This is a genomic window from Psychrobacter sp. 1044, from assembly GCF_904846525.1.
Taxonomy (GTDB): domain Bacteria; phylum Pseudomonadota; class Gammaproteobacteria; order Pseudomonadales; family Moraxellaceae; genus Psychrobacter.
In genome coordinates this window covers 1-17149 of record NZ_CAJHAZ010000021.1, presented here as the reverse complement: position 1 = coordinate 17149, position 17149 = coordinate 1, and the positions used below count along the sequence as shown (strand labels likewise).

Genomic DNA, 17149 nt, shown 5'->3' with positions numbered 1-17149 from the left:
AATTTTATATATAACTACTTTTTTTAATTAAAGTTAAACGATCGGTGGTGGGTTCGGTTTACCATTGTCACCATCCCAGTTCTCACGTGCTTTTTCATCTAGATCAGCAGGTGTTTTTGGTTCCCACTTGCCGTTTTCTTTCCAAGTAGCATCGCCCCAATCAGCATCTTCTTCTTTTCTGTCCAAGTCTTTGTAAGCTTGGCTAGGGTCGATACCGCGACGTTTCATGTCCGCTACTTGCTCTTCTAGTGTATGAAACTGCTCGGCAGCATGCATAGATTCTTCTAAGCCATCAAGCTCTTTTTTTAATGCATCGTTCTTAGCGTTACTCATCAGGTGCTCTCCTTAGTCAGTATTATTATGCGATTTATATACATTCGATTTATATGTATACAATATATACGTCAGTAATTTTAATATAAATAATGTATTTATTATCAATCTCTGATTAGTCTCAATATTACCAGTCTTAAATGGATTCACAACCGTTGACGCGTATGCTTTGTATTACAAAACGTAGTCACAGCCATACGTCTGCTCTTTACAGCAGATAGGCTACTGACTATTTTGAAATGAGGAAGGCAGGAATATTAATTATTAGCGTAGAGTGCGAATCATTGGGAGTTATGATGGACTTCGTTCAATAAATTTTTTGCGTGAAAGGTCAACTTCCAAAGTTCTTGCGAGACACGAGTGCCATAGGTTGTGAGCTGGATCCAGTTTGCACCCACTAGCTGACGTTGTAGCTGGTTCAAATCATCTTGTGAAATTTGGCAGCGCGAGACTGCATGGACATTCGGCATCTCTTTTTTGATGTCTTGCTCAGCTTTTGACGCTATTAAGCGATTCACAGCATTTTGCAAGCCATAGCTCGAAAAGGTCGCTGGTATTTTCATCAAGGCGATCAATATCTCTTGCCATGTTAAGGTCAAGGGTCTGGTAACATCGGTCAGGTTACCACCTGCATAAGCTTGAGCACTATATTGAATATCAAAAGCTTCTAACAATATAATAGGCTTACTCACATCATCAGAGACGAATTTATCAGCAGGTGGGCTATTTTTCTTTAGCGTTTTGTCAGTAGACAATAGATCTGCAAACCGTTCCGCCACGGTTTGCTTGCTAAATTTAATCATTTCCTCATTAGCTCTCAGCCATCCACCAACGACCTGATGATTGGTCACTGCGTTATAGTAAGCTTGCACGAGCAATGGCTCAATATCCGTTTCTGTATCATAATAATATATTTTGTTGTCTTGCCGGGTCACCGACTTAATAAATTCTTGCAGTTGACGACTGATACTCGCATCTGGATGATGATTTTTGATTAAGATGATTAACGGTTTGAGCTTGGCTTTGGCATTCAAATAGCTCAAATGCATTTGGCTAACGCCATTCCTTTGCACGGTGCCATAACTGTCTCCAATGAGCATCAGTGCATAATCGCAGGAGTCGATACATTGTCGACCATATAGCGATGCTTTTGGCAATTGGCTCGACACATCATAGGTCAAGAAAGCCCGCGACTGAAAAAATATCGCCAAGCTGTCCAAGACCAACAATTGATCATTGTCAGCGCATATGATGTGAATATGATAGCGACGGTTTGGCACAATCACCTCTAAGCTTAGGTCATGACATAGAATAATATGATATAAAATAGAGCACAAATATCTTGTGTTGCACAGCCTAGCATAATCTTATAAAAATAAGCTCAATTTATTTTTAATATATCAATATTATGGTTATGGGTTTGATATAAACACCTTTAGCTGCGCCTATTCAGAACAGTATTGCAAGATGGCGTCTTTGCCAAGCAAACGCGCTATTAAAGTACCCAGTTTATCATCGAACTTAGTCGCATAAAAAATCAATGGCGGTCGAATGACAACTTTTGTTCTGTCAGTTGTTTCTAAACAATGATCATCTGGGGTATTGTCAACCAATGCAGACAGCTGGTTTGCAGCCAATAGCTGCTTAACTCGCTCAGCAATCGCTTGTCCAGAATCAACGACCTGCATCGCCAATTGCTGCTGAGCAATCTCATCTAACAAAAACGTTTTGAAAAATGGATAGTGCGTACAGCCTAGTACCAATTGATCAACGCCATCATGAGCAAATAATGTGAGCTGCTGGCGTAATCTTAAAGCAGTATCGTCCTGCTCTGGCATTCCCGCCTCGACCCAAGGTACCAATTGCGGATCAAAATATTTGGTCACTACCGTATTGTTGGGTTTAGCAAAGTGATCGATGACCTCATTAAGCAATGTGCCATTCAAGGTAGCTTTAGTCGCTAAAACGACCACGCGACCAGTTTTGCTCGCCGATATGGCGGGCTTTAGCGCCGGGACTAATCCGACGATAGGCAGCTGCGGATAACGCCGTCTGGCTGTTTCCAAAGCATAGGCTGAGGCGCTATTACAAGCAATAACAATGAGCTTGCAGCCCTGCTCATACAACCAATCAACGGCTGTTAAAGTCAACGCTTCAATATCAGCGCTATCACGATTACCATAAGGCACATTTAAGGTGTCTGCATAATAGACATAACGCTCGGCAGGCAACTGCTGTGCCAAATGTAGATAAACAGACAGTCCACCGACACCAGAGTCAAACAATCCGATTGGCGCATTGCGCTTTTTATTATTTATAACTGTGCCGAGATTCCTTTTATGGATGTCAGCTTTAGCATTAGTTACACTCTCGACATGCTCAACATGTTTACCATCAAAGCTATCTGAGCGCATTTTCACCCTATTTAAGCTATTACATGTAGTAATATCCATCACTACTCTACTGCCATTTTTATATACATATCTTCATCTTTATGCTGTTTAACATACTACAGTAATTATCTAGTGATTTATCGCTATAGTCGGTTCAATATAATTTGAATACAAGGAATGCAAGCAAAAGTACTACAAATAGCAGACTAAGCGAGTCTGACACTCGTATCTGATTTATATAGGATTGACTATATCTAAGCCGTAAATCATTTGACGGATACATAGCTTTGAGTCCTTGCGTTAACGGGCTGGCATCGACAGCTCATAGGATTTTCCGCCACTTTGTAACGTCAGTATCGTCTCACCATTTTGCTCTGTCAATTCGCCAATTTCGGTCAAGTGATAAAAAGTATTACGCCCAATAAGTGCGTCCAAACCATTTCTAACGGGCATATAAGGACGTATCTGCATATCCATTGCTGCCTGCTGATCAATCGTATCATTGTATGTAGGATTATACGCCTTTAATGTGATGGTGTGCTCATCATCTAAACGCACCACATCGCCAGTCGTCGTGGTAAATTCTAGCCAACGGTTATTGCCTTCGTTGACGATACCGACGTCATTGATTAATAAAGGGGCATCTTCAACTTGGATACGGATTTTCTGTACTGGCGTCTTCAAAAAATATTCAATGATGCCATTATTGTCTTCTTTCCATAAAATAGTCGCAAATAAGCTCACCAATGACTCTCTGGTCATTTGCCCTCCTTCATGCCACCACTCGCCATTTGCCTTTATGACCAGATCCATATCGGCCACATCTTTTGGGTGCCATGTATCCAATGGTGGGATGGCACGTCCTTCACGTTTGCCTACAGTAGACTTTAGATACTGACTGAGCGAATCCATATTACTTAGCTCAGATGGCACGTCTTTTGGCGGTTTAGCTGCCGATTCATCGTTTTGAATTATGTCTTCATTATTGTTATTCATCGTATAATCCTTTACTTAGCATTCAAAGTTTGGCAAATCTATTATTACTATAAATTTTAGTTTCGGGTATGATGAAAACATATCATCTTAGCACCCTCATTAGTTCAATCTTACCTTAACATCGATACTCATAAATGCGTATCGTGTTTGTAGGACTTTTCTTTTATAATGAGTAACGATTTTTTATTGAAATGGTCAAGTGGGTGTTGTGTTAATGACACATTTTACGTGATGTGTTGATATCCTTAAATATATGGATCTCGACAGTAACATGGTCAATTGATGTCGCAAAGACAGTTTTTATCGGGCAGCCATATGTCTGAGTAATGTTAGCGCCGCAAGTCTATTATTCAATGGTTAAGCTAATGATGCCCTGAGATAAGCCACTAAAAGTTTAGGAGTAGGTATGCAAGAGCAAGACAATCAAAAGCCAGTCATTGATAGTGACACTGTGAATACTGACCCATCAGTAGCGACAGAGACGGCAAATCTAGATAAAGCAGAGTCAGCCGTTGTGACCCAAGAAGTGCCAGCTGAAACAGTCGCTATCGACAAAGCGCCAGAGCCAGTAGTAGAAGCTGTCGCGGCAGAGCCTGAGATTGAACGTGAATCCATGGAATTTGACGTTATCATCGTCGGTGGTGGACCTGCTGGGCTATCTGCTGCTATCCGCCTACGTCAGCTCGCTATCGCTGCTGGTAATGATGAGTTTATGGTTTGTGTGGTCGAAAAAGGTTCTGAGTTTGGTGCGCATACCTTATCAGGTGCTGTCATCGAACCGCGCGCTTTGAACGAGCTGATACCAGACTGGAAAGAAAAAGGCGCGCCGCTTAATGTGCCAGCGACCGAAGATCGCTTTTATTATTTAAACTCAGCCACGCGCTCTACTAAAGTACCTGACTCGTTGATTCCAGGACCGATGCACAACAATGGTAACTATATTGTCTCATTGGGCAATGTGGTGCGCTGGTTGGCGGTACAAGCTGAAGAGCTTGAAGTCATGATGTTCCCAGGCTTCCCTGCAGATGATATTTTATATAACGATGACGGTTCTGTACGTGGTGTCTTAACGGGCGATATGGGTGTGGCTGCCAATGGCGAAGCCAAGCCTAGCTTTGAGCCAGGTTATGAGCTACTTGCTAAATACACTATTTTTGCCGAAGGCAGCCGTGGTCACTTAGGTAAGCGCTTAATCAGCCGTTTTGATCTTGATAAAGACTCAGATCCTCAGCATTATGGTATCGGTCTAAAAGAGCTGTGGGACGTAGCCCCTGAGAAACACGAGCAAGGCGTGGTCATGCACGGTCTTGGCTGGCCATTGACCGAAACAGGCTCTACTGGTGGCTGGTGGTTATACTTCGATGAAAATAACCAAGTAAGCTTTGGTCTTGTCGCTGACTTATCTTACCACAACCCATATATGTCGCCATTCGATGAGATGCAGCGCCTAAAGACCCATCCCGTCATCAAAAACGTATTGGAAGGCGGCAAGCGCATCTCTTATGGCGCACGTGCTTTGACCAAAGGTGGCTTAAACTCTCTACCGAAATTTACTTTCCCAGGTGGTGTATTGGTCGGTGATGATGCTGGATTCTTGAACCCTGCTAAAATCAAAGGCACACACACATCGATGAAGTCAGGCATGCTAGCCGCCGAAGCCATCTTTGAGGCACTACAGGCCGATCGTCAGCATGATGAAGTGATTGCTTATACCACCATGTATAAAGAGTCATGGTTGTATCAAGACAACTATGAGTCACGCAACTTTTCGCCTGCAATACATCGCATGGGTCTGTTTATGGGCGGTGCTTTTACCTTTATCGAGCACAACTTATTAAAGGGTAAAATGCCGCTTACCTTACATGACAGCCTGCCAGATTATGATCAGTTAGAGCGTGCCAATCATGCTTTTCAGCCAACCTACCTCAAGCCTGATGGCAAACTGGTATTTGACAAGCTGTCATCGGTATTTATCTCTAATACTAACCATGCAGAAGACCAGCCGGTACATTTGAAACTGACTGATCCAACGGTACCTGTTTCAATTAACTTACCGCTATATGCTGAGCCTGCTCGTTTATACTGCCCAGCTGGGGTATATGAAGTGGTAAAAGATGCCGAAGGAGCTAAGTTTGTGATCAATGCGCAAAACTGTGTGCATTGTAAAACTTGTGACATCAAAGATCCTTCACAGAATATCACTTGGGTAACGCCAGAAGGTGGCGGTGGCCCTAACTATCCTAATATGTAAACCTAAATAATATTAGGATTAATCGCTGATACTAAAAACCGCCCTTATGAATTCATAAGGGCGGTTTTTTTAACTTCGACACATGAGACAAGTGTATCTTTAATCAGGTGAGATTAATCTGTCCATGCATCACGATTGGCTTCGTCTTTAAGCTTCACAAAGTCATCAGGATTAAACTTGATTTGATCGCCCGTTTTACCTTCTTTAATCTGACGCTCGTAATCACGCAATATGCGCAGCGCTACGGGTGACAAGATTAAAATAGCCACTAAGTTAACGAGTGCCATTAGACCCATTGATAAGTCAGCGAAGTTCCATATGGCAGGAAGACTGGCAATAGCACCCACAAATACCATGCCAAGCACCATGAAGCGGAATATCATGATCATGACTTTGGCATTTTTGGCACCAGAGATGAATTCAAGATTTGACTCACCATAGCTATAATTGGCAATGATAGAGGTGAAAGAGAAGAAGAAAATAGCAATCGCAACGAAAATCACGCCCATATCACCCACATACTGCGACAGTGCCAACTGAGTCAGCTGAATACCTTCTTGCTCAACACTAGGATCGACCACACCGGACAAAATAATAATCGACGCCGTTGCCGTACAAATGACAAGCGTATCCATAAATACACCCAGCATTTGCATAAATCCTTGCACCGCTGGATGATCAGGATGACTCTTCGCCGTTGCCGCCGCATTAGGCGCTGAACCCATACCCGCCTCATTTGAAAACAGACCGCGCTTGATACCGTTAATCATTGCCTGAGCAATACCATAACCAATCACCCCGCCTGCTGCTTGCTCAAAACCAAATGCTGATTTAACAATTAACACAATCGCCGCTGGGAATTGACTAAAATTCGTCACGATAATGAACAAGGCTAATAGGATATAGAGAATCGCCATAACGGGTACGATTTTACCCGCGATACGAGCAACCGAGCGCAAACCACCGAATACCACTGGCGCAACTAATACAACCAATACCAAGCCTGTCATCCACGTTGGAACCCCAAATGCTTCGTTGGTCGCTTGTGCGATGGTATTTGACTGCACGCCATTAAAGGCTAAGCCGAACGCTACTAATAAGCATAATGAGAAAAATATCGCTAGCCAGCGCTGACCGAGACCTTTTTCGATATAATAAGCCGGTCCACCGCGGTAAACATTGTCATTGTGCGGCACTTTATAGGCTTGTGCTAATGTTGATTCGATAAAGCTGGTCGACATACCGACGATCGCAGTCATCCACATCCAAAACACTGCACCTGGACCACCAAGGTAAATCGCGATTGCGACCCCTGCCAAGTTACCCGTACCGACCCGCGCTGCCAGTGATGTCATCAACGCTTCAAATGAGCTGATGCCGCCATCTTTACGCCCTTGATTGGACACACGCAATAGCTGCCACATATGCCCAAAGTGGCGAAACTGAATAAAACGTGTGGCAATGGTAAAATAAAGACCCGCACCAATCAGTACGAACATCAGTAATCCATACCAAGGGTTACTTGCAATTAGCCAATCATTGTTGCCCCAAATAATACTGACACCATAATTGACGATGCTATTAAACCAACCTGCTATACCTTCACCCATACTGCTATCCTCTCACTTACATTTTATACTGCTAGTATATTTTATGGATTGATGTGATTAATGATATTTAAAAATGCTTACTAATCCCTCTGCCTACTCATGAAACATTGAATACCTGATCAATATACTGGCAAAGTAAATCACTAACATCCTGTCGCTACATTTTAACTGACTAAAGATTATTTAACTATTTCAAACCTCTATTATAAAATTAAATAATTACGAACTTTTGTAAGTTATTTAGATAAAGATCAAAAAAATATTTTTTATATGAAATATTGAAGAAAACTTTTGAGACTAGGTATAACAGATAGATTTTAAAACGTATTCATATAAACACCATTCCAAAAAAAATAGTCACTGCCATAATATTTATTGAGTAAAGTATTGGCTATATTTATAGAATGAATGACTTTTATTGCTAATAATGCTCTAATACCTCCATAAAACTAAATCCTTAATATAAATAAGGTTTTAGCACAGCACCTGAGCAACGGCCTTTTTTTTAGCTGGTCTCTCTAACATAAGTTGACCATGGTTTCCATAAAGCAAACATTTAGTTACATAAAGTAAATAAAATTTATTTATTGTTAATTAAGTCAATATTGTATATATTCCCAATAAGTTCATAAATATTTCTTGCAATACTTATTGGCATGAATAATAAGTTGAAATATTAATACAATATCATCAGGGATGATGAGCATAATAAGACAGAGGACTGTCAATCAATAACGACCCTCCTCCATAAATCCTCATCTCTATGTACTATAAATCCAGTCATTCTATAGCCCATAAATCTTGTTAGATGTTTAGGTTATAGTCGACCCACAGCCATATTTTACAATGTCATCTTTAGCAAAATCGAACCACAGAAAAGTATTTTTCGCAGTGTTTTAACTGATAGAAATCTGCTTTTTTTTCGATAATATTGGGTTACTTACTACTGGTTGGTCATTCTGCTTTATCAGCCTATAAACTGATTTTAGGATTCGTTTATAGACAACGTATCGAACTGTCTTCCATCATGTGATACATGCTAAAGCAAAATAACTTGTCAGGCTCAAATCAGTAATCTTGTTTTTATGTTAGGCAAAAGGAGTTGTCCTATGGAAAACCACAACGATCCATCCGGTTATTGGCGTGCCAATGTCCGTCTCATTTTAGGTAGCCTATTTATTTGGGCACTATGCTCATACGGGTTTGGGATTTTGTTACGTCCTCTCTTAGCAGGTATTAAAATCGGTGGTACCGACTTGGGCTTTTGGTTTGCTCAGCAAGGATCCATTGGGGTATTTATCGTTTTAATTTTCTTCTACGCTTGGCGTATGAATAAGTTAGATAAACAATACGGCGTAGACGAGGAATAGCCCCATGAGTCAATTTACGATTAATATTATTTTTGTAGGTCTATCTTTCGCTCTATACTTCGGTATTGCAATTTGGGCACGTGCTGGCACAACGAGTGAATTCTACGTAGCAGGCGGCGGTGTTCACCCTGTCGTCAACGGTATGGCAACGGCTGCTGACTGGATGAGTGCTGCGTCATTTATTTCGATGGCAGGTATTCTTGCCGCTGGCGGTTATGGCGCATCAACTTATTTGATGGGTTGGACAGGTGGTTATGTACTACTGGCAATGCTCCTAGCGCCTTATTTACGTAAATTTGGTAAGTTTACGGTACCTGACTTCATCGGTGACCGTTTTTATTCAAAAACGGCAGCAATGATTGCCGTAGTTTGTTTGATTATCGCCTCAACCACATACGTTATCGGTCAGATGACGGGTGCTGGTGTCGCTTTCTCACGCTTCTTGGAAGTTGAAAACACGACTGGTCTACTGATTGCTGCGGTTGTTGTCTTCTTCTATGCTGTACTTGGTGGTATGAAAGGGATTACTTATACGCAGGTAGCGCAGTATGTCGTTCTAATGATTGCATATACCATTCCTGCTGTTTTCATCTCACTTGAATTAACAGGCAATCCAATTCCAGGTTTGGGCTTGTTTTCAAACCATGTGGAAGCAGGGGTTCCTATCTTAACTAAGCTAGATCAGGTAGTTACTGACTTAGGTTTCACGGCTTATACCGCTGACGTTCCTAACAAACTAAACATGGTGCTATTTACCTTATCACTCATGATCGGTACAGCAGGTCTACCACACGTTATCATCCGCTTCTTCACCGTACCTAAAGTCGCTGATGCGCGTTGGACAGCTGGTTGGACGTTGGTATTTATCTCGCTACTATACTTCACTGCTCCTGCCGTAGGTGCAATGGCACGTTTAAACCTGATTGATACGATTTATCCACAAGGGGTAGCAGAAGCACCTATAAACTATGATCAACGTCCAGACTGGATGAAGACATGGGAAGATACCGGTCTTATTAAGTATAATGATCTTAATAATGATGGTCGTATCCAAATGTACAATGACAGTGGACTTGGTGCGGCTGAGCTTGCCTTGAGTGCTGCACAAGCGGATGGTGGCGATGTAGCCGCTGCCACTGCAGCCGTAGAGACTGCACGTGTCGCACAGGATCTAGAACTTGATGGACGCTTTACCGCAGCAGGTTGGAAAGGTAATGAACTGGATGTCAATGCCGATATCTTAGTATTAGCTAACCCAGAAATTGCGAATCTTCCACCATGGGTTATTGGTCTTATCGCCGCAGGTGGTTTGGCAGCAGCGCTCTCAACAGCAGCAGGCCTACTACTCGCTATTTCGTCAGCGATCAGTCATGACTTGATTAAACGAAACCTTAATCCAAATATTACTGATAAAGGCGAATTGAGAGTTGCGCGTATTACGATGGGTGTTGCGATTGTAGTTGCTACTTGGTTAGGAATAAATCCACCAGGGTTTGCCGCACAGGTAGTCGCATTAGCATTCGGTATCGCTGGTGCATCGCTCTTCCCTGCACTAATGATGGGTATTTTCTCTAAACGGATCAATAATGTTGGTGCCATCGCTGGTATGCTAACAGGTCTGATTAGTATCCTTGTTTATATCTTTGTCTTTAAAGGTTGGTTCTTCATTAGCGGTACAGCGAACTTCCCTGATACGGCAGAGTATTGGTTGTTTGGTATCTCACCACTATCATTTGGTGCGATTGGGGCATTGCTTAACTTTATCGTAGCGTTTGCTGTCTCTTATGCTACTGCTCCCCCACCATTACACATTCAAGAGTTGGTTGAAAGTGTCCGCTCTCCACGTGGCGCAGGCGGTGCAGTCGACCACTAAGTGTATAAATGAGAATATATCTTCAGTTACTATATATCACTCACAGGCAGTAGCTGCTTGTGAGTGATTTTTTTATCTCTTATTTATTATAAAAAATGTTAGATTTTTGCTTTATTGAATATACTTTATTAACTATGCTTAGGGCGTGTTCTCAATTAAATCGATTACCCTCTAAATGGGCTAAAAATGGCTAAATTTTGCCAAACATCGTCAATAGCTTATCAATATTTCGATATTATTTTCGCTACTTTCCTTGTTTGACGGCAATTTATCTCATTTTTATGACCGTTTTTAAAATGAGGACACGCCCTAGTTAAAAGCGCTTAATTAAAAGTGCCTAACGCATTAAGGAAGATTTTATGCTTTTTGAGTTTATCGCTACCATTGCTGCCGCATTTGGCATGGCTGGTCTGGCACTCATTATAACTCACCTCAGTAAACTGGCTGGCAAACGTGCACCAAAGTGGCTTATTCCTTTTTTTGCTGCGATTGGTATGTTTGCCTTTCAAATACACCAAGAGTATAACTGGTATGGTCAGCAAGTGAGCAAGTTACCAGCAGGCGTGCAAGTCGTCAAAGTAGCAAAAAGCACCGAGTGGTTTCGCCCATGGTCTTATATCAAGCCGCAAATATTACGTTTTATCGCTGCCGATACCGCCAACGCTAGCGTACAGGTAGACAATCCAGATGTATATTTGGTTAATTTATATCTGTTTGAAAGACGCAGAAGTGTGCAGAAAGTACCACAAGTTATAGACTGTCGTATTCCTGCACGTGCCGATTATGTCATACCCGAAAAAGACAGTAAGCTAACGATTGATGAACATGTCAAGCAAACAACAGCATGGCGAGAGTTGGCAACAGATGACCCGTTGTTCATTAGTATTTGTACTGGTAAAAGCTAACCTCCTCATAAATATGCAAATAAAACCCTGCTAAAATATCTGATTACTAAGGGGTTTAAGACGGCTTATATTATAGTCATGTATTCAATTGCGCTGAGAAGTTGCGGTATAAGTATGCTTTGAATTAGCGCCTAACAGCAATCCAGCGCATAGACCACCAAAGTGCGCCGCAAACGAGATACCTTGTTGCGGCATCAATCCTTGCTTGATTGTCAACCAATAGCCAGTACCCATGACAATACAGGCAATCAAATAACCCCAACGCCGCGCAAATACAGCACCGCCTATCATATAGCCAAGCATCGCAAAGCATAACCCTGATGCGCCAACATGAATTGACAATGGCGAGCCAATGATCCAAGTAACCAATCCAGATGCGATAATGAGCTTAATCACTGTTCGATAAGCATTCTTTTCAAACAATCCAAACAAAAATAAAATTTGTAATAACGTCAAGGTGTTACCAAGCAAATGTGAAAAATTGCCATGCATCGTCCATGATGCAAATACTCCAATCATGCTGCCCACATCCAAGGCACGAGGCACAATTCCAAAGATATTCCACATGCCAAATAATGCCACTTCATTTAAAAAAAACATGCCCCACATCGGTATTAATACAAAAGCATATAAGCCTATAACCTGCTTTATTCGTATCATAATCAAGCTAAGCAGTTGCTGCCAATTCATATAATGCCCTATTCTTTTAATCCATGTTTTTAGCGATATTTTAATGACTCAGCGTAGCAGTGGAGCGTGTTACAGGCGTAAAATCTAACAATGCAGCCTCTTTGTCAGTCATCAAATAACTGTCACTATGTAATAACGACGTCGAGTGATAAGGCACTAAAGCGGTGGGTACAAAACGACGAGCGGCATCGATATGCTTGATAGAATCATCAAAAAAGATATGAGGTGCAAACGTTCTAAGTACAGCTGTTTTTTCTAAACCTCCTAAGAAAAACGCCATATCAACATTGACGCCCCACTCTCGCAATGTCTTAATCGCACGCAGATCAGCAGGTGCGTTGCGAGCTGTCACCAATGCAATCTTTATTGGAGAATACTTGAGACCAGCGGGTAGACGTTCCTGTAAATTTGATAGTTTAATCAACAATTCAGCATAAGGGCCTTTTTCAATGGGTAAATCACGCATCTGTATTTCGCGATCGTGAAAAGCACGCAGTCCTTTTTGCTTGTACAGCAGTTCACCTGAATCATCAAACAGCACCGCATCACCATCAAAAGCAATACGTAGCTGATCAGTATCTAACTCATAGGTATTGACGGGGGTTGCATCGAGTATCGCACAAGCGCAGATATTGGCATCAGCCACTTGCTGGGCATCTTCGCGATTGGTCGTCAAAAATAGATCGACGTTGAAGTCTTTAATATAAGGAGCAACAGGACTGCCTGAAATAAATGCCGAGCGTGAGATAGTCAGCTCATGTTCAAGAATTGCATTGAGGACTTGAATGCCCGTATCTGGACTACTTTTTGAAACAATAACCACTTCCACCAAAGGTGTCTCAACCTCTAAATCTTGCATGCCATCATTGCAATAATTATTCAGATTTAATAGAGCTTTAATTAATGGGTAACCAGCACCTATACTGAGAGCATCGTTTTCACGCATGGTCATATAGTCTCGAAACTCTTTTATGGCGCTTACAGGTCTCTGCTCTAGCAGCTCTAGCAAATAATTTTCTGATTCGGTTAAATCAAAAAGTGCCGTTGCAGAAATCGCGACGATGAGCGTATTACTAAAATCGACTGCCATGATTTTCTCTACTTATAAAATTATCTATTCGGAAATGCCAACCAGTTTACTACATTCACAAGCCCTTAGAATGATAAGAAAAGTTATCCACGTATAATGTCATTTAGTATAAAAACCACCTTCTAAGTAATCCAAATGACCGCTCAGAAAGTGTCTCATAATATGACTTTATGTGGAATAATTTAACCATAGAATTATTACGCCGATTTTTTCTTTTATCATAAAAAAGCCATATTGCTATGAAAACAATATGGCTCTATTAATGAACAATACAAATGAACGACGAAGCTATGATTTTCTAAGCTTACTTTTATCAATAGCGCTTACGTTAGCAGCACTAAAGATATCGCTGGAAAGGCGACCAAAATAACCAGTCGAATCAGATCAGAGACAATGAACGGTGCGACCCCGCGAAACATATCAGACAGCTTAATATGCGGTGCCATTGCCTTAATCACAAAGATATTCATCCCCATCGGCGGCGTAATCAGTCCAAGCTCTACTGTCAATACAGCGATGATACCAAACCATACGGGATCAAACCCTAACGCCACAATGATTGGATATACCACTGGAATAGTAATGACCAGCATCGCCAAAGCATCCATGAACAACCCTAAGAGGAAGTACATGATTAAGATACAGATCAGTACAATCATCGGGCTAACTGCTAATGTACCAATCCAAGTCGCTAGCGTATAAGACAAGCGTGAGACGGAGATAAAGTAACCCAAGGCTTCTGCACCCAGCAACATAAAGAACACCACCGCTGATAATGCAAGCGTTTCAATCAAAGATTGCTTTAGACCTTTTATACGCATGCCTTTGGCAAAAGCATAAGCCCAAGAAACAAACGCACCGACTGCTGCTCCTTCTGTCGGAGTAAATAACCCAAAGAAAATACCAGCGATAATCACAATGAAAATAAAGCTAAATGGTATGAGTCCCGTCAACGACAGCAGCTTGGCTTTCCAAGAAGTAGGCTCACCGCGACGCGCTAAATGCGGCTTCCAGCGTACCATAATCATAACAGTGATTGAATACATCACCATGCCCAAAATCCCAGGCAAGAAACCAGCGATGAACATGTCACCGACTGACTGCTGGGTTAAGATGGCATAAACCAGTAGCGCAATGCTAGGCGGAATCATAATACCTAATGTGCCACCCGCTGCTAAAATACCACAGGCAAAACCTGGTTGATAACCATACTTTTCCATTTGTGGCAGCGCAACCTTGGTCATAGTGGACGCTGTGGCTAAGGATGAACCTGAGATAGAAGCAAAAATACCAGACGATCCTATACCAGCGATACCCAAACTGCCCCTCACTCCACCAAAAATAGTTCGGGTAGCTTCAAACAATTTCCCTGCCATCCCTGAATGAGTGGCAAAAACTCCCATTAAAATAAATAAGGGAATCGCACTAAAGTCATACTTTGCCAAGACATCGACTGGGATGTCTTTGAGCATTTGTAATGCACCACTGGGAGCCGTCACTGCGCCAAAACCAACCAATCCAACACCTAACATGGCAAGCGCCACTGGAACTCGCAGGACAACAAGCAGGATCATGACGATTAAGCCGATAGCTCCAATAATTTCTGGACTCATGCGCCTGTCTCCTCGGCGTCAAAGAACTCGCCCGTTTTAAAGATATTGATGGATTCGATTAATGAGCGAATGGCGAGTAAGAGACTTAAAAATGCACTAAATGCATAGATGGGCATCATTGACAATCGAAGGTCTTGAGTGACTTTGCCGTATTCTATGGCATCAACCGCACTCTCATAAAGCCCCCAAGCAAAAACGATACCAATGATAAAAAAGCCCATCATAAAGACGCCCATCATATAACCTTTAATGGCTTGCGGCATTTTTTGAGTAAAGACATCAACGATGATTTGTGAGCGTTCGACGAAAGCGCCAAAGGCAGCAAGTAAAGCAAAGAGCATGAAGTAAGAGACGATCTCTACACTGCCTTTAACAGTAAAGCCAAACTCGCCACCAGTCAGCTTGAAAATGTAACGAGCAGTCACATCGAGCATCGTTGTGAGAACAATAATAATAAGACTGATACCACCGATAAACTGGCATAATCTAGAGATTAGAATACTGATTTTTACTAAAAATGCCATGTGACACCTCCAATGGGTTATACCACTTTACAAGCAGCACTGGCAGCTTTTGCTTTCTCATAGACACTATCCGCATCTAAACCCAAAGCATTGACATCACTTAGATATTTTTTAGTACCTTTTTCAAGTGGTCCTTTCCAATCAGGATCATTCAATGGATCAGGAATTTCAACGATCTCATCGCCTTTAGCTTTAGCAGCTTGAATGGCCATTTGATCATGTTTATCAAACACTTCACCAACTTTATTAGCCAATGCCATTCCTGAGTTTTTATCTAATACTTGCTTTAAATCATCAGGTAAGTTGTTATATTTATCCTTATTCATAGTGACCATCAGCGCCGAACTATAGAAAGGAATGTTGGTATGATATTTGGTGATTTCATCGATTTTGAACGCTGTTACGGCTTCCCATGGAAAACTCAACCCATCGACGACGCCGCGCTGTAGCGAGGTATACATATCATTAGCAGGCAATCCTACTGGTGATGCCCCAGCGCTTTCGATAATATCACCCGCGACCGCAGAAGGGCGGCGGATACGCATACCTTTCATGTCTTCAGGAGTCCGAATCAATTTATCCGTAGTATGCAGTGAGCCAGGCCCAGCACCATACATAAATAGTAGATGTGAGTCTTCATACTCACTAGCAAGCGTGCCATCCTCATAAAGAGTCTGAAGCATACAACCCATTTGAGTCGCTGAGTTTGATAGACCAGGAAGTTCAGTGATTTGAGTTAAAGGAAAACGACCACTGGTATAACCATGTGCTTGTGAGCCGATATCTATCGTACCTTTAGCAGCAGATTCGTACGTAACATCTGCTTTGGCAAGACCCGCGGAAGGATACAACTCTACTTTTAAGCGACCATTAGAATCTGTCTCTATTTGCTTTGCCCAAGGTTCAAAAACCTCTGTGCTGATAGAGGAGGTTGCTGGCCAAAAGTGGGAGAAGCGTAAAACGGTCGTTTCTTGAGAGTTTGCTGATGAGCCATCAGTCGTGTTAGCAGATTGGTTAGAGCAGCCTAAAAGACTAACAGCCGCTAAGGCACCAATTGAAAAAAGAGGAGCTAGCTTCATTATCAATTCCTTTTGATAATTATGAAAATAGGAGTAATACGTCACTGGTAAATAATCAAATCTATACCAGATCTAATAATTTACGAGTTTTAAATATGTCTTTTACATGCCTGTAATAAAAATCTAGTTTAAAATTAGCAGCTATAATGATATAAGTCAAATCATTTTGATGGCAAAGCTAGAAAATATATTCATAAAATTGCATAGCAATTAAACAAGAAAACTCGTCAATTCAAATAGAAAACGCACTTATAGAGTGTGAATTATAAAAACAGGTTAGACTAAGTATAATTTTATACTATCTTCTCAAACCGCGCGCAAAGAAAACCCCCTCCGCGAAAGCGGAGGGGGTTTTACTTTAGAATAGAGAGCTGACGATGACCTACTCTCACATGGACGAATCCACACTACCATTGGCGCAA

The 17149-nt window shown here is 41.7% G+C and carries 14 protein-coding genes; 4 read left to right on the top strand and 10 right to left on the bottom strand.

Annotated features, from left to right (window positions below; translation table 11 throughout):
• Nucleotides 1–33: 33 nt before the first annotated feature.
• From JMX82_RS12515 to JMX82_RS12500, 4 genes are all read right to left on the bottom strand, one after another.
• The gene (locus JMX82_RS12515; protein ID WP_045455583.1) at nucleotides 34–333 is read right to left on the bottom strand and encodes a hypothetical protein; all 300 of its coding nucleotides are present in this window, start codon (nucleotides 331–333) and stop codon (nucleotides 34–36) included.
• A gap of 281 nt (nucleotides 334–614) precedes the next feature.
• Nucleotides 615–1613 (bottom strand): DUF4062 domain-containing protein, encoded by a 999-nt coding sequence (locus JMX82_RS12510; RefSeq protein WP_201540776.1) that lies wholly within the window; start codon nucleotides 1611–1613, stop codon nucleotides 615–617.
• Between the two features lie 165 nt (nucleotides 1614–1778).
• Nucleotides 1779–2747, bottom strand: a complete 969-nt coding sequence (murI, locus tag JMX82_RS12505; protein ID WP_227676760.1) for a glutamate racemase — start codon at nucleotides 2745–2747, stop codon at nucleotides 1779–1781.
• Between the two features lie 279 nt (nucleotides 2748–3026).
• Complete coding sequence (locus JMX82_RS12500) at nucleotides 3027–3722, bottom strand: DUF1285 domain-containing protein (protein ID WP_201540774.1); 696 nt, start codon at nucleotides 3720–3722, stop codon at nucleotides 3027–3029.
• Nucleotides 3723–4335: 613 nt separating this feature from the next.
• On the opposite strand from JMX82_RS12500, the gene JMX82_RS12495 reads away from it, so the two are divergent.
• A complete protein-coding gene (locus JMX82_RS12495) occupies nucleotides 4336–5973 on the top strand; it encodes an electron transfer flavoprotein-ubiquinone oxidoreductase (RefSeq protein ID WP_201540786.1) in 1638 nt (545 codons plus the stop codon).
• 113 nt (nucleotides 5974–6086) lie between these two features.
• On the opposite strand, the gene JMX82_RS12490 is transcribed toward JMX82_RS12495, so the two are convergent.
• Nucleotides 6087–7583, bottom strand: coding sequence for an alanine/glycine:cation symporter family protein (locus JMX82_RS12490; RefSeq protein ID WP_045448031.1), 1497 nt, complete (start codon nucleotides 7581–7583; stop codon nucleotides 6087–6089).
• 1109 nt (nucleotides 7584–8692) lie between these two features.
• On the opposite strand from JMX82_RS12490, the gene JMX82_RS12485 reads away from it, so the two are divergent.
• The 3 genes from JMX82_RS12485 to JMX82_RS12475 all read left to right on the top strand — a co-directional run bounded on the left by JMX82_RS12485 (nucleotide 8693) and on the right by JMX82_RS12475 (nucleotide 11731).
• Nucleotides 8693–8953 carry a DUF4212 domain-containing protein gene (locus tag JMX82_RS12485; RefSeq protein ID WP_045448034.1) on the top strand — a complete coding sequence of 87 codons (261 nt, stop codon included), beginning with the start codon at nucleotides 8693–8695 and terminating at the stop codon, nucleotides 8951–8953.
• A 4-nt stretch (nucleotides 8954–8957) separates the two neighbouring features.
• Nucleotides 8958–10826 (top strand): sodium:solute symporter family protein, encoded by a 1869-nt coding sequence (locus tag JMX82_RS12480; RefSeq protein ID WP_201540773.1) that lies wholly within the window; start codon nucleotides 8958–8960, stop codon nucleotides 10824–10826.
• A 359-nt stretch (nucleotides 10827–11185) separates the two neighbouring features.
• Nucleotides 11186–11731 (top strand): hypothetical protein, encoded by a 546-nt coding sequence (locus JMX82_RS12475; protein ID WP_201540772.1) that lies wholly within the window; start codon nucleotides 11186–11188, stop codon nucleotides 11729–11731.
• Nucleotides 11732–11815: 84 nt separating this feature from the next.
• Here the strand turns inward: JMX82_RS12475 and JMX82_RS12470 are convergent, their stop codons facing one another.
• From JMX82_RS12470 to JMX82_RS12450, 5 genes are all read right to left on the bottom strand, one after another.
• Complete coding sequence (locus tag JMX82_RS12470) at nucleotides 11816–12421, bottom strand: rhomboid family intramembrane serine protease (protein ID WP_045448040.1); 606 nt, start codon at nucleotides 12419–12421, stop codon at nucleotides 11816–11818.
• Nucleotides 12422–12461: 40 nt separating this feature from the next.
• Nucleotides 12462–13511, bottom strand: coding sequence for a 5'-nucleotidase (locus tag JMX82_RS12465; protein WP_201540771.1), 1050 nt, complete (start codon nucleotides 13509–13511; stop codon nucleotides 12462–12464).
• A gap of 323 nt (nucleotides 13512–13834) precedes the next feature.
• Nucleotides 13835–15124: a TRAP transporter large permease gene (locus tag JMX82_RS12460; protein ID WP_045448043.1), complete on the bottom strand. Its 1290-nt coding sequence runs from the start codon at nucleotides 15122–15124 to the stop codon at nucleotides 13835–13837.
• Nucleotides 15121–15648: a TRAP transporter small permease gene (locus JMX82_RS12455; protein ID WP_201502605.1), complete on the bottom strand. Its 528-nt coding sequence runs from the start codon at nucleotides 15646–15648 to the stop codon at nucleotides 15121–15123. The genes JMX82_RS12460 and JMX82_RS12455 overlap by 4 nt, the downstream gene beginning before the upstream one ends.
• Nucleotides 15649–15665: 17 nt before the next feature.
• Nucleotides 15666–16727 carry a TRAP transporter substrate-binding protein gene (locus JMX82_RS12450; protein ID WP_045455604.1) on the bottom strand — a complete coding sequence of 354 codons (1062 nt, stop codon included), beginning with the start codon at nucleotides 16725–16727 and terminating at the stop codon, nucleotides 15666–15668.
• Between the last annotated feature and the right edge of the window lie 422 nt (nucleotides 16728–17149).

Coding starts and splice junctions, on each gene's coding strand:
- JMX82_RS12515 (WP_045455583.1), bottom strand. CDS start 333: ATGAGTAACGCTAAGAACGATGCATTAAAAAAAGAGCTTGATGGCTTA.
- murI (WP_227676760.1), bottom strand. CDS start 2,747: ATGCGCTCAGATAGCTTTGATGGTAAACATGTTGAGCATGTCGAGAGT.
- JMX82_RS12500 (WP_201540774.1), bottom strand. CDS start 3,722: ATGAATAACAATAATGAAGACATAATTCAAAACGATGAATCGGCAGCT.
- JMX82_RS12495 (WP_201540786.1), top strand. CDS start 4,336: ATGGAATTTGACGTTATCATCGTCGGTGGTGGACCTGCTGGGCTATCT.
- JMX82_RS12490 (WP_045448031.1), bottom strand. CDS start 7,583: ATGGGTGAAGGTATAGCAGGTTGGTTTAATAGCATCGTCAATTATGGT.
- JMX82_RS12485 (WP_045448034.1), top strand. CDS start 8,693: ATGGAAAACCACAACGATCCATCCGGTTATTGGCGTGCCAATGTCCGT.
- JMX82_RS12480 (WP_201540773.1), top strand. CDS start 8,958: ATGAGTCAATTTACGATTAATATTATTTTTGTAGGTCTATCTTTCGCT.
- JMX82_RS12475 (WP_201540772.1), top strand. CDS start 11,186: ATGCTTTTTGAGTTTATCGCTACCATTGCTGCCGCATTTGGCATGGCT.
- JMX82_RS12470 (WP_045448040.1), bottom strand. CDS start 12,421: ATGAATTGGCAGCAACTGCTTAGCTTGATTATGATACGAATAAAGCAG.
- JMX82_RS12465 (WP_201540771.1), bottom strand. CDS start 13,511: ATGGCAGTCGATTTTAGTAATACGCTCATCGTCGCGATTTCTGCAACG.
- JMX82_RS12460 (WP_045448043.1), bottom strand. CDS start 15,124: ATGAGTCCAGAAATTATTGGAGCTATCGGCTTAATCGTCATGATCCTG.
- JMX82_RS12455 (WP_201502605.1), bottom strand. CDS start 15,648: ATGGCATTTTTAGTAAAAATCAGTATTCTAATCTCTAGATTATGCCAG.
- JMX82_RS12450 (WP_045455604.1), bottom strand. CDS start 16,727: ATGAAGCTAGCTCCTCTTTTTTCAATTGGTGCCTTAGCGGCTGTTAGT.